The organism is Paenibacillus xylanexedens (assembly GCF_007676705.1).
GTDB classification, from domain to species: Bacteria; Bacillota; Bacilli; order Paenibacillales; family Paenibacillaceae; genus Paenibacillus; species Paenibacillus xylanexedens_C.
On the sequence record NZ_VEBF01000001.1, the window covers coordinates 1,865,357 to 1,877,479 of the forward strand.

The following is a 12,123-nucleotide window of genomic DNA, read 5'->3' on the forward strand; positions in this document are numbered from 1 at the left end:
CGAATATAACGCAAAAGAAGTCTCCCATCTTTGGCAGAACCAGAGATAAGAGACTTCTTTCATTAAACGAAACTATCACTACTTCACTAGACATCACATTCAGATTCTATCGGAAAACACGTCGGTGTATGTTAATGAAGAAGTCTGGAATCGACTTGGTATAATTGCGGGTTGTAATCAGAACTACACTAAGCAGACTTCCGAGAATGAATCCTCCCAGGATATCTCCAGGATAATGCACACCAACATATACACGAGACACCCCTGTCAACACAGCGAGTAACAGCATCCATAACCCGAAGCGACGTCCAATAAAGAATGAAGCAGCCGCTAGAGCAAATACAAAGGAAGCATGCTTACTTGGAAAAGAAGGATCAGGTACATGGGCAACCAGCTGATGTACAGTCCCTTCCACAAAAGGTCTTGGATGACCGACCGCTGGTGATATCCCCCATTTGGCCAGAACTAGCGCTACAATGGAAGCCACACATGCATAGAAAACAATTCGCTGTTTCGATGGATCGCCGAGAAACCATACGATAACGAGCAGTGCTATCATAATCCAGACTGCATACTCGGATGATGTAATCATAAACCAGTCCAGAAATGGAATTCGGTCTGCAAACTGATTAATCCAATTAAATATTGATTGATTCATACCGCCTTTTCATCCCCCCCTTACACAAAACAAGATTATTTTTTACATAATAAATATACACTAACTATTTGTCAAACAATCTGCCATTTGACCGAAGTTACGAAATCAAAGAGGACATTTTTCTTTCTTTTTGTTAAACTAGTTTGGGTTACATATCAGTTCAATCATAGAAAGGTGAAGATTATGCTAAAAAAATGGTTATGGGGTACAGCCCTGACCTTGGCACTTGCAGTTACAGGTGTCATTGTCTATTACGGATATTCGATTGTTCATTTTGCCAATAGCATCTCCACTCCTTCCGGGACTTCATCCAACTCGTCCTCTTCCGGCACAGACAGCGATTCAGACAAACCGACTACAACGATCCCCAGGTGGGAGGGCCAAGAACGGGTGAACATTCTGTTACTTGGTGGAGACTCCAGAGGCGATGATGCAGGGCGTTCGGACTCTGTCATGGTGGCTTCCATTGATCCGGTCACCAAGAAAGCGCATCTATTCTCTGTACTGCGAGATACCTATGTTGCAATTCCCGGGCATGGCAAGAGCAGGCTTAATGCAGCCTTTTCCTACGGGGGTGCGGAGCTGACCAAACAAACCGTCAGTGATCTGCTCGGTATTCCCATTCAGCATTATGTCTACACGGACTTTACGGGCTTCATGGCACTCGTTGATGCTGTAGGCGGCATTGAAATCGACGTGGAGAAAGACATGTACTACACCAGTAAAGCAGATAAACATATGTACGACATTGACTTGAAAAAAGGTCTGCAACATATGGACGGCAAGACCGCCCTGCAATATGTTCGGTTCCGTCATGATGCCACCTCGGATTTCACACGCACCGAACGGCAGCGGATCTTCATGACCGAACTGGCCAAGAAAACGCAGAGCACCACATCGCTCTTCAAAATCCCGGATATCCTGGAAGCCATCGCTCCCTATATTGAGACGGACCTTAGTCCAACCCAGATGTTAAAACTCGCATCACTTGGCTTCGATATCCATGTGAACGATATCGATCAGCAGCAGATTCCCCCGAACAAGCTGCTCACCAATGAACTCGTGGGCTCAGCACAGGTACTGGGTGTCGATGTAACGAAACTCCAGTCCTACATTCAGAAACTGTTTGAAGAAGATACCTTGTCCTCGGAGACCCAATGGAGCATTGATTGAACAAGATATGCCTGAGTGATATATCAACAGAAAAGACGGCCGAAGCCGTCTTTTTTAGTACCTATTTTCTCCATTTAATGCAGCCTTAATGTTTAACAGGTACCCTTATATGATGAACTCCGGTTCCTGGAGGGAGGACTACATGTGAAAAAACCACGCATAGCGGAATGGACCGCGCTTCGAGGCATTGCTTTTCTGGCGATCGTTATGCAGCATACTATCGCTGAATATATCTATCGCGCCGATATTGAACAACCGGATTCCATTATGCTGACCATGATTTATCATCTGACCCGGTTCGGTACGCCAACGTTTGTATTTCTATCGGGTGTAATGTTGTTTTACCATCATCGTAGCACCAAACCGGATTATCCTCGCTTCATTCGGAAACGATTTGGTGATATTTATATGCCATTTGTCGTATGGACACTGATCTACTGGCTTGCTGTCCGTATCTTCACCCCCGCGTTCTGGTCTGCAGGCATACCCGATTTTCGCAGTCTAATTCGTGAACTGTTCTTCCCGCAGACGGGATATCATCTCTGGTTTGTCATTATGGTGTTTCAGTTCTATATCTTGTTCCCCCTGTTTTTGGCAGGAGCGAAAGCCATTCAGAGACGTATCCAGAACGCCTCACGTTTCACGCCCATGCAAGTCATGATGGGGCTCATTCTTCTTGCAGCAGCGTTGTATGCCCTGCTTATGAAATGGTCCTACTATAATATGGGTGGTTGGACAGAATTACTGTCTGAGCCTTGGTCAACGTTACTGCAATATCGATCCTATTCATGGATCATGTACTGGTTCTACTTTTTGCTGGGTGCCGTGTGTGCATGGTCAGTGGATAACTGGCGGAGCCTGACTACCAAGATCCTGCCTTGGACGATCTGTCTGTTCATAGGCATGTATATTTGGCTTGGATACGATGTGCTGCGCGGGTCCGGGGATGTTGTTAATCTGAATATCTCGACCTATCTGAAGCCGACCACATTCCTGATCATTATGGCTCAGATGCTTATGTTCTACGGTTTCCTTGTACTAATGCAAGGCAAAGACACGAAGTTTCAGCACCTTTTATCCTGGATAGGCCGCTACTCATTTGGTGGATATCTGGTTCATGCACTGGTGATCTACGCGATCGCTTACGTCACCAGACCGCTTCAACTCAGTGGATGGCATCTGCCGATAACCTTGCTCTCGTTCCTTGTAACGGTTGTTATGGCTCTTGCGATCAGTTGGGCGCTGTCCAAGCTTCCTGGCTCCCGCTTCACGGTAGGGTTAATGCGCAAATCAAGCACCAGACCTAATCCATCTGTTACGGCGGACAAGAGAAATTCCACACAGCCAAGCCCATCACCTATTCCCATCCGCAGTCGGGGAACGAGTGAGACATGATGAAGCAAGAAGAGCGTCCCCCTTATGGAGACGCTCTTCTTTTATTTCACTTCAGTCGAAGTGGATCTTCCAGGGACAGGCTCCTGGGAACCTGGGGCTGGATGTGCGTTGCCCTTCTGATTCACAAACCTCTTCAGATCACCCGTCAATTGTTCCTTCAGCTTGTCCACCAGCTGCGTTTCACTAATGCCTTTTGCCTGAGCAATCTCAGCCAAGGATTTTCCTCCCTGAAGCTGCTCGTGCAGTTGAGCAGGTGTGACTCCAATGAACCGGGCAATGGCTCCCTTATCTACCATGGGACGTTTGCCATGGTGAGCAAACTCACGCCGCAAATCACGAAGCGGGGTATTGATGACTTTTTTCAACTTGGTATCCATGTCTGCCTTCGTAGCTGCTGCTTGTTCCTTGGTGAGACAACCCTCATCTACAGCTTGATCCAGACGCTGCGCAAGTGTAGGCTTTAACTTCTGCAACAACTGTTCCTCACTGAGTCCCTTACGATCTTTGGCAATTTGAGACAATGTCTTGCCCAGTTCCATCTGTTCTTTTAGATCCCTAAGCCCAATCCCAAGCAAGTCTGCCGTTTCACCAATCATAAACAGGCCATGTCCTGCCTGCACGCATGGCTTCGCTTGTTTGCCGGAAGAAGAAGCTTTAGACCCATCCTCATGTTCCTCAGCCCGAACGGCTGGATCAGCGAATGACACATGCCCTGTTGTTGCTGTTATAACTACGGCTGCCAATCCGGCTGCCATCCATGTTTTCCATTTCATTTGCATTTTTCTGCCGCCTTTCCAATGTCGAAATCCTGTGCCTTCCTAGTTTGAGCCTAAAATCCACTTTTTTATGCCATAAAATACAAAAAGTCATCATTTTTCTCACAAATGATCACAAAAAATCCTATTTTTTTCAGTTCGTTTCCGCTATACTGAATGTAACTTCATGATCTATATCAGTTGAACTACATATTATTTACACTGACACTACGCTGACAGAACAACCTTCCAATCGCTGTTATCCCCAGATTTTTTTGATTCCCTTTTCTCAAGGGAAAAATCCGGTGATAAAGGCGAACGCTTCGCTTTTTCAGGTTCTTTCTGTCCTCTCCGTAATCATGTAAATGATTAATTCAACTAATATAGTTGAACAGTCCTGGATTTACCTTAGTCGCAGGAAGGACGATATGTAACGATGCGAAGAGAATGGTTAGATCCGTTTAGATCCGATCTGGAGGCCGTGTTCGCTTCAGCGGAAGAACTCGTACGAAAATATCCCGAGCCCCTATCAGGATATGGATTGGAACAACTCCATTCGGTCAATCCCCTGTTACGAGATTCGGGGCACAGTTATATCGGGTATATCATTCCACTCTGGATGCAACATTCGGATGGACTATCCCGTGAGCACGCACACCAATTGAGTACAGCCTGCCTCATTCACATGTTATATTTCCTGAATCAGGACGATGTGATGGATGAACAGCCTGAGAATGCCACACGGAAGTTATCCCTGGGTAATCTATACTACATGGATGCACTTCAATCCTACTCGGAGTTATTCGAACCCACCTCCACATTTTGGATCTATTTCAGACAATACGTCGTGGATTGGGCTGTTAGCGTTACGGGTGAGCATTTCATTGACTATTTTCAACATAATCCCTTGCTGATTGCGCAGAAAGCTGCCCCTCTGCTCATTGGCGCTACTGGTGCACTCCTTCTGCTGGAACAATCAGACCAGATGAACCCGGTGTGCTCTGCCATCAACATTACACTCATGACACTCCAGATGACTGATGACTTCACAGACACGCAACAAGATGCTGTGCATGGAAACTACAACAGCTACCTCTCCCACATATCCGCAGCACTGAATCATAACTATCCAGATCATCCTCTAAGTGAACGTATACATGACAATGTATACAATACACAACTCATGAACTCATACGTAGACATTGCTAATCACTATAATCGTACATTAACATCTTCTAACTTGGGCATATCGCACCTTGAAGCGTTCAATTCTTATTTATGCAGCACTTTGGTACAAGCTGTTCAGGAGATTACACAACGAAAAAAAAGGCTCCTCCAAGGCGGGTTTCATTACTGGATCAGCGATCAACAGCTGGAATCCTGAGCATCAGGGATGAAGCTGATTCGGTTTAATTTTAAATATGAAGGGAATGTTGACGATGATGGTATCAGAGAAAACGTTGCATGAGGATATTATTGAAAAGGCTTGGAGCGACGAGCACTTCAGACAACAATTGCACTCCAATCCGAAGCAAGCGCTTCGTGAAGCATTCGGCATCGTAATCCCGGAACACATTAAGGTACGTACCGTTGAGGAACAGCAGAATGACTATGTTCTTGTCATACCTCCCAATCCTTCCAAGGTAAATTATGATGTGAATTGTGGACCTTGGAGAAGCTAAATCGGGTAAGTTAACTTTGTAGTGCAAGAAGTCAGGGGTAGGAACAAAAAAAAGCCGCTGTATCCTTCTGTGAGTTCGTCATTCGACGAACTCGGCAAAAGATACAACCGCTTCTGTTCCTACCCCTTTGGTGCTTGTAAAACTGATCTGCCCTTGCATCGCTTCTACAATTCGAAAAGTAACCATCATGCCCAGACCTGTGCCTTTAATTTTATTGGAGAAATAAGGCTCGCCCAACCGGGAGAGTGCTTCCTCGTCCATCCCTTCTCCGTTATCCCTGACATGCACTTTGATGATCCCATCCTGCTTATACGCCCAGATATCAATCTGGCCTTGTCCTTGCAGGGCTTCGATACTGTTCTTGATAATATTGATAAAAGCCTGTTTGAACTTCGAGGAATTGCCCCGAATATACAGATCTGGCGGAATGTCCGTTGTGATCTTGCCACCCTCCAGATTAGCCATCGGTACAAGAATACCTTCAATATGATTGAATTCATCCGAGATATTGAGCGAGATGATATGGTCAAACTCAGGTTTGGCAAAGGTAAGAAAGTCCGTTATGATGCCGGAAGCCCGATCAAGTTCCTCCAGTGCAATTCGAACATATCCCTTATTTTTGTTATCTTCCTGTTCTGTCATAAGCTGCAAGAACCCTCTTGTCACCTGAAGCGGATTACGCACTTCATGGGCAACGGAAGCAGCCAGTTCACTAATAATCTCCATCTTCTCGGATCGCTGCAACTCATTGTTAAATAATTCCAGTTCCTTGGAGTACTCTAGAACTTTGGTATGTTTTTCGGCAAAGCGACTTCCGAGAATGGCAATTAACGAGATCACAAATGCAACCATCGACCATTTCCACCATAACAGATGATACGAACCATTCCGCTGATAGTACCATAACAGTTCAGCCACACTAATCAGGGCAAATGTACCGAATCCTGTCGCAAGCAGCATCGCTTCCCGGTTTCGTTGTAGCGCTTTGGCGATAGTGCCCACTAACAGGATCGTCAGCAGAATGACCAGCACCATGCCAACTACACGCTGTACGAGCAGATTGTAGAGCACATCCCATTGCCCGCCTGAAATAACATAGATAAATAGAGAGAATACGGCGACAACTGAATATATGAATAGTATTTTTCGCAGTTTGGTGAAGATTCCATGCAGTCCTGGCCCTATAATCTGTTCGAAGAAATAACAGAGCGCTGGCATACCCAACAGCATTGCCAGATCAAAGACTACGGAATACAGGTCACCATTCACCTGATAGAACGTATACAAAAATTGCGAGTACGTGATGATCATCGTGCCGATGGACCCCATCACGATGCATAGTGAGATCCACAATCCCTTGTGGAATTTGCCTAGAAAGAACGTACAACTCAGCATCGTAAGGGCTGTGAAGACAAAGGTCGCGCCCAAGATTACATCAATAAGCCCATTATGAATATATTTCTCCTGTAACATGACATAAGGCCCAACCTGAATGGTGCCTTGTACGCCCAGACGGCCTTTTTCATTTTGCGACCATACATAGAGCGTGTCACCTGAATTTTCGTTGGATAAGGGCAGCAACACAGCATTATTATCATAATTGTAATGGTAGTTCTCGTAGACCTTGCGGTACTCCAGATAGATAACAATATGATTGCCTTTGATGTTCTCAAATCGAATGGCTGAGCTTTCCTCACTCAATTCAGGGATGGTCAGGCGAGTCCATAAGGAACTCGATCGATCTGTATTGCTGTACTCTAACTTATCGACGCCTTGCTTTTCCCATATCTCGTCTGCTCCCTTAACCTCACTGATGAACCCTTGATCGTCAACATTCCCCCACTTTACTTCCCATCCTGTAATGGATACAGGCTGCTGAACCTCTCCTGTAGTTGCAAAAACTATCCCATGCGGCATGCATAGAATAATCATTACACTCATCCATAAGATGATGATAGCTTTGGGCACATTTTTCATTCACAGCACCTCAAAGTGTTTATTTTCCTTATATTAGAATCTCTCATCTATCATTCGCCACACTTTGTCACGTCACCTTCTTGAGATAAAATGAAATTTCACATTTAAGTCGATTTATAGTCTTATTTCCATTTTATTGTTAAAATCATCCGGTTAATCGCGGAGATCTTCGAACTGATTCACTATCATTTCACGTTCTTTTTGTTCAACTTGACTGCGGAATTCAAGCCACTGCTCTGTTTCCTCATCATCATAGATGGTCCATATATCGAAAAAAAGGAAATCACGCAGCTGGACAACTTGTCCAGACCATATACCGCCTACCCAAAACAAACCATCCGGACGACGGATAACGGTACGGGAGAACCCGGGTGTGGACGCCTTTTGCCCGATACGAATACGTGTGATCATATTGCCCAATGTGAACCAGTCCACATGAATCCCTCCCTTACATATTCATGCTTCATCATAACATAGGCAAAACATGAAAAGCTGCAAAAACGGTCGCTGCGATTCAATCCTTTCCTTCGGGTGTAATGGTTTCTCAAAGCAATCACACACCCTAAGGAGATGATTTCAATGAATGAGCCACATCGTACAGTTGAGGTAGAACATAAGGATGTCCAGCATAAATCGGATTCAAGTAAGGTCGCTTCCACATTTATTAAATATGCCGCGTATATCATTATCTTTTTTGGATTTTTATACTTCTTGGTCAAGTATGTATTTCCCAAATTCTAAGGCATTCATATCGTAGTGGACACCCGGAGATAATAACCTTTGCAAGATTACAATACAGCGCTTTGGGTAACTACGGGGTAATAAGCTTTTGGGCAACTCAAAATGAAAGGAAGTGTTACTCATGTCTGACAAACCAATCAGTAACGAAGAAAGTGACCGCTACTACGACCGTTATCAGAGGTCCCGCGATATTCCACCAGAGACGGAAGTTCCGAAAGGTGATATGGATACATTTGACGAGGTTTCCGGCAGACGGATTGTCACGGAAGATTCGAATCTGCCACCGGTAGCAGCAACGGCTGTGGACGAGCCGGAATTGGATTCACGTTTGGCTGAGACGCCGCTGGAATCCGTACCCGATGCAGATCTGCTGCAACCGAACAGCCCGGTTGATCCTGCTGCACCTGATCCAGATGCATTGCATGGTACGGATCTGCTCAATGGCGCTGGTGCAGACGCCAAACCGGAGAACGACATTCCACCACGACGCTAATAGTTGTAATGACATCCTGAACAAGGAGGTGCATACACGATGAAAGATGAACGCAAAGAGCATGAGCACGAACCGGATAATCTGGTAACGGAACGGGATATTGATCCAGACTTCGGGCTCTTCACAGAAGATTCTTTTCCAGATGCGCTTGAGGACGAGGATCAGCGTGATGCTGTTGAACATGCCATTCCCAAAGAGAAGACTTCCCGTAGGCCCTCTTCGGATGACCATCCCTAGTAGACTTAAAAAAGATGACGTCTGTAACTTCACAGCGTCATCTTTTTTCGTTACCCTTCAGTCCACTTTCTGTACGCAATTCAGCGTCACCGCTTTGCAGCAACCTTACCTGTTCCAGGCAGCTTGTGATCCAATCCAGACCACTTCGCTACAATTGCAGTGATTAACAATGCAACTCCGTTAATGATAAAAATCCAGCGAATCGGCAGCCAACCACCGAGAACACCACCAATGATCGGCCCCGCCATCGTCCCAATTTGGGCAGCAGACTGATTCAAGCTAAATGCCCTTCCCCTGAAACTCGATGCGGTAGCCTGCACAATCATGGCGTTAATTGCCGGAAATACAGCTGCAAAAAATAAACCATACACAAACCGCAATATGCCAAATCCGATATACCCTGTTGTGAAGAACTGCAGAAGGTTCCCTACAGCCCCGCCAACCAGTCCAATGATCAGCACTTTACCATATCCAATCCTTGAACCAATCTTGCCCCAGCGCGGTGCCATGATGACTGTTGCTACACCTACCGCCGAGAAAATAATACCCGAGCTGAGTGAGGCACGATCAGGTTGCACACCCATCTCCATCACATAGACCGTCAATAATGGCTCCAGAATCATGACCGAGAATGTACATATGCCCATCATGCCAAGCACAGTCATAAACAACCGATTCGCTCGCGCTTCACGTATATCATCCATGACGTGGGAACGTGCCTTGTTCCGGTTAAAGTTTTCCTCTTTCACCCAGAAGGTTGCAATGATCGCAGAGACCAGCACCACAATGGCCGAAAACAAAAATGCATTCCGGTTGCCATAATAGTGGCTCACCACGCCACCGATTAACGGTCCAATAATACCACCTGTAGCTCCCGCAGTAGACATAATGCCCAGTGCATACCCTGTCTTCTCTTCCGGTGTATTCGTGCCTACCAGGGCAATCGCTGCTGGAACAAACCCTGCAAGCAGACCCTGGAACAATCGAACAACAATCAGTGAATAGGGGTCCTGCACGAAGTAATTAATTAAATACAAGACGGCAAGACTATATCCCGACCGGATGAGCATGGGCTTACGTCCGTATTTGTCAGCCAGTGACCCCCAGAAAGGAGACACGAGAGCACTCGCCAGAAACGTAATACCGAAGGCCAATCCTGACCATAACTCCAAATGATCACGAACCCCCAGATCAGCACTTAGAAACAGGGGCAAAAAAGGAATCGAGATCGAATAAGCGGTGCTGCAAAAAAATACACCAATCCACAATATCACCAAATTGCGCTTCCACGAGAAGTTCATGCCCACACGTCCTTTCCGTTACTGACGCCGGGACTGCCGTGTATTGGAGCGGACGGAACAGACCCGTACGTCCCCGATGCGGAAGCATTTTCCTTATTTTACACCCATGATTCCATGAAGACCATCCCTTGTTCACCACAACCACATGTACTGCATTGCCATCCTGTCCACAAAAACGGTATGATAGTTGGGTAAATATCCAAATAAGATTTGGAGAAAATATATCATGCAGAGATGCAAGGGGGAACATTTTCATGTCTTTACGGTGGAAAAAAAACACAGTAGTTTCGCTGGTACTCGCGATGCTGCTTATCGTCATTAGTGGTTGTGGACGCCCTTCGAGCGGGGCTACGGAAACACCAGCTCCAGTTGAACCAACAGGTCCCAATCCGGTAGCTACTATTGAAATGGCAGATGGACAGAAGATCGTCATTGAGCTATATCCGGAAATTGCACCCAATACGGTGAACAATTTTATTTCACTAGCGAATCAGGGTTTCTATGACGGCCTGATCTTTCACCGTGTCATTCCGGGCTTCATGATTCAGGGTGGTGATCCAGATGGGAAAGGTTCGGGCGGCCCGGGATACACGATTAAGGGTGAATTTACATCCAACGGTCACAAAAACCACCTGAATCATACTCGCGGAGTTATTTCCATGGCGCGTACAGATAATTTGGACTCGGCAGGCTCCCAGTTCTTCATCATGTTAGCTGACGCGGATCATCTGGATAATGCCTATGCTTCCTTCGGTAAAGTAACGGAAGGCATGGAAGTCGTTGATGGTATTGCAGCTCAGAAAATAGGCAATATAAAAGACAAACCCGATACCGATCAAGTTATGAAAAAAGTTACGGTAGATACCCATGGTCTGGAGTATCCAGAGCCGGTAAAAATGCCTTAATCAACATCCCTACCTATTGGATAAAAATCCAAGGCCCAAAGCTTGCTTTGAACTGTTCAAACAAACAAAAGCTCTGTCCTATGCGAATGTCGCAAGGCAGAGCTTTATTTAATGATAACGGTTACATAATTGACTTTATAAAAAATGACCTCTTCCGGCATCATCCTCAATACATCCATCCCATCAAACGCAACCAGCCGATAATCGCAATCCATAACGGGCAGCTGAAGGCAACGCCCCATGCAAGCCCTTTCAGTAAACCACGGTTTACTTCCACGAACAACGACTCCTTTCTCCAGGGAATAGTCGCAGTATCGGTAATAGTATATGATTTTATACCCGTTTTCATTCGTCACGCAACCCTCGTTTTCCTGCTTTTGTTCCGCAGATTCATGGAATGCTTTACGGGAACCTGATATACTATGACTACTGTACGATAAATGGAACCTGATTCATGTTTGGAAAGGAGATTTTCCTATGGCAAAATCCAAAAAACGCACGCCTGCTCCCAAAGCAGCAGTAGCACAGGATAAACCCACAACACTGAAGGATCTGCTTAGCAGTGATGTGCTGGAGAAGCTGAAAGCTCAGGCGGATGAAGCCAAGGCTGCCGAAGCGGCTCTTAAAGAGCAGGAACGTCAGCAGGCAGAAGAAGCTCGCCAAGCGGAGCAGAAGCGCCGGGATAACGATTTCGAATATTTGCTCAATAACAGCGCAATGGACTGGAAGAAACATAAGTAAGTATCGGGCATGACCTCAATGAGTTTCCCACCATTCACATGCCAAAATAAGTTCACAGCAGACAG

At 45.8% G+C, this 12,123-nt stretch carries 14 protein-coding genes; 9 read left to right on the top strand and 5 right to left on the bottom strand.

Annotated features, from left to right (window positions below; all coding sequences use genetic code 11):
* Window positions 1-106: 106 nt before the first annotated feature.
* A complete protein-coding gene (locus tag FS628_RS08445; RefSeq protein WP_145320772.1) occupies window positions 107-658 on the bottom strand; it encodes an undecaprenyl-diphosphatase in 552 nt (183 codons plus the stop codon).
* A 183-nt stretch (window positions 659-841) separates the two neighbouring features.
* Here FS628_RS08445 and FS628_RS08450 point away from each other — a divergent pair, with 183 nt between their 5' ends.
* Together FS628_RS08450 and FS628_RS08455 are read left to right on the top strand one after the other, a co-directional pair.
* A complete protein-coding gene (locus FS628_RS08450; RefSeq protein WP_145320774.1) occupies window positions 842-1,831 on the top strand; it encodes an LCP family protein in 990 nt (329 codons plus the stop codon).
* A gap of 144 nt (window positions 1,832-1,975) precedes the next feature.
* Window positions 1,976-3,226: an acyltransferase gene (locus FS628_RS08455; protein ID WP_145320776.1), complete on the top strand. Its 1,251-nt coding sequence runs from the start codon at window positions 1,976-1,978 to the stop codon at window positions 3,224-3,226.
* A gap of 41 nt (window positions 3,227-3,267) precedes the next feature.
* Here FS628_RS08455 and FS628_RS08460 read toward each other — a convergent pair whose 3' ends face one another.
* Window positions 3,268-4,005, bottom strand: coding sequence for a hypothetical protein (locus FS628_RS08460; RefSeq protein WP_145320778.1), 738 nt, complete (start codon window positions 4,003-4,005; stop codon window positions 3,268-3,270).
* 412 nt (window positions 4,006-4,417) lie between these two features.
* Here FS628_RS08460 and FS628_RS08465 point away from each other — a divergent pair, with 412 nt between their 5' ends.
* Both FS628_RS08465 and FS628_RS08470 read left to right on the top strand, forming a co-directional pair.
* Window positions 4,418-5,365 (top strand): hypothetical protein, encoded by a 948-nt coding sequence (locus FS628_RS08465; RefSeq protein ID WP_145320780.1) that lies wholly within the window; start codon window positions 4,418-4,420, stop codon window positions 5,363-5,365.
* Between the two features lie 37 nt (window positions 5,366-5,402).
* A complete protein-coding gene (locus tag FS628_RS08470; RefSeq protein WP_260870959.1) occupies window positions 5,403-5,663 on the top strand; it encodes an NHLP leader peptide family RiPP precursor in 261 nt (86 codons plus the stop codon).
* A gap of 78 nt (window positions 5,664-5,741) precedes the next feature.
* On the opposite strand, the gene FS628_RS08475 is transcribed toward FS628_RS08470, so the two are convergent.
* Window positions 5,742-7,580, bottom strand: a complete 1,839-nt coding sequence (locus tag FS628_RS08475; RefSeq protein ID WP_260870960.1) for a sensor histidine kinase — start codon at window positions 7,578-7,580, stop codon at window positions 5,742-5,744.
* Between the two features lie 213 nt (window positions 7,581-7,793).
* Complete coding sequence (locus FS628_RS08480; RefSeq protein ID WP_145320786.1) at window positions 7,794-8,075, bottom strand: hypothetical protein; 282 nt, start codon at window positions 8,073-8,075, stop codon at window positions 7,794-7,796.
* Window positions 8,076-8,219: 144 nt separating this feature from the next.
* Here FS628_RS08480 and FS628_RS31320 point away from each other — a divergent pair, with 144 nt between their 5' ends.
* From FS628_RS31320 to FS628_RS08490, 3 genes are all read left to right on the top strand, one after another.
* Complete coding sequence (locus FS628_RS31320; protein ID WP_167483752.1) at window positions 8,220-8,381, top strand: hypothetical protein; 162 nt, start codon at window positions 8,220-8,222, stop codon at window positions 8,379-8,381.
* Window positions 8,382-8,502: 121 nt separating this feature from the next.
* Window positions 8,503-8,874, top strand: coding sequence for a hypothetical protein (locus FS628_RS08485; protein ID WP_145320788.1), 372 nt, complete (start codon window positions 8,503-8,505; stop codon window positions 8,872-8,874).
* A 39-nt stretch (window positions 8,875-8,913) separates the two neighbouring features.
* Window positions 8,914-9,111, top strand: a complete 198-nt coding sequence (locus FS628_RS08490) for a hypothetical protein (protein WP_145320790.1) — start codon at window positions 8,914-8,916, stop codon at window positions 9,109-9,111.
* 86 nt (window positions 9,112-9,197) lie between these two features.
* Here FS628_RS08490 and FS628_RS08495 read toward each other — a convergent pair whose 3' ends face one another.
* A complete protein-coding gene (locus FS628_RS08495) occupies window positions 9,198-10,412 on the bottom strand; it encodes an MFS transporter (RefSeq protein WP_145320792.1) in 1,215 nt (404 codons plus the stop codon).
* A 254-nt stretch (window positions 10,413-10,666) separates the two neighbouring features.
* On the opposite strand from FS628_RS08495, the gene FS628_RS08500 reads away from it, so the two are divergent.
* Window positions 10,667-11,317, top strand: coding sequence for a peptidylprolyl isomerase (locus FS628_RS08500; protein ID WP_145320794.1), 651 nt, complete (start codon window positions 10,667-10,669; stop codon window positions 11,315-11,317).
* A gap of 477 nt (window positions 11,318-11,794) precedes the next feature.
* A complete protein-coding gene (locus FS628_RS08505) occupies window positions 11,795-12,058 on the top strand; it encodes a YqkE family protein (RefSeq protein WP_036612099.1) in 264 nt (87 codons plus the stop codon).
* Window positions 12,059-12,123: the final 65 nt, after the last annotated feature.

What these genes read in the sequence shown, in the direction of transcription:
- FS628_RS08445 (WP_145320772.1), bottom strand. Translation starts at nt 658, where the DNA reads ATGAATCAATCAATATTTAATTGGATTAATCAGTTTGCAGACCGAATT.
- FS628_RS08450 (WP_145320774.1), top strand. Translation starts at nt 842, where the DNA reads ATGCTAAAAAAATGGTTATGGGGTACAGCCCTGACCTTGGCACTTGCA.
- FS628_RS08460 (WP_145320778.1), bottom strand. Translation starts at nt 4,005, where the DNA reads ATGCAAATGAAATGGAAAACATGGATGGCAGCCGGATTGGCAGCCGTA.
- FS628_RS08465 (WP_145320780.1), top strand. Translation starts at nt 4,418, where the DNA reads ATGCGAAGAGAATGGTTAGATCCGTTTAGATCCGATCTGGAGGCCGTG.
- FS628_RS08470 (WP_260870959.1), top strand. Translation starts at nt 5,403, where the DNA reads ATGAAGGGAATGTTGACGATGATGGTATCAGAGAAAACGTTGCATGAG.
- FS628_RS08475 (WP_260870960.1), bottom strand. Translation starts at nt 7,580, where the DNA reads ATGCCGCATGGGATAGTTTTTGCAACTACAGGAGAGGTTCAGCAGCCT.
- FS628_RS31320 (WP_167483752.1), top strand. Translation starts at nt 8,220, where the DNA reads ATGAATGAGCCACATCGTACAGTTGAGGTAGAACATAAGGATGTCCAG.
- FS628_RS08485 (WP_145320788.1), top strand. Translation starts at nt 8,503, where the DNA reads ATGTCTGACAAACCAATCAGTAACGAAGAAAGTGACCGCTACTACGAC.
- FS628_RS08490 (WP_145320790.1), top strand. Translation starts at nt 8,914, where the DNA reads ATGAAAGATGAACGCAAAGAGCATGAGCACGAACCGGATAATCTGGTA.
- FS628_RS08495 (WP_145320792.1), bottom strand. Translation starts at nt 10,412, where the DNA reads ATGAACTTCTCGTGGAAGCGCAATTTGGTGATATTGTGGATTGGTGTA.
- FS628_RS08500 (WP_145320794.1), top strand. Translation starts at nt 10,667, where the DNA reads ATGTCTTTACGGTGGAAAAAAAACACAGTAGTTTCGCTGGTACTCGCG.
- FS628_RS08505 (WP_036612099.1), top strand. Translation starts at nt 11,795, where the DNA reads ATGGCAAAATCCAAAAAACGCACGCCTGCTCCCAAAGCAGCAGTAGCA.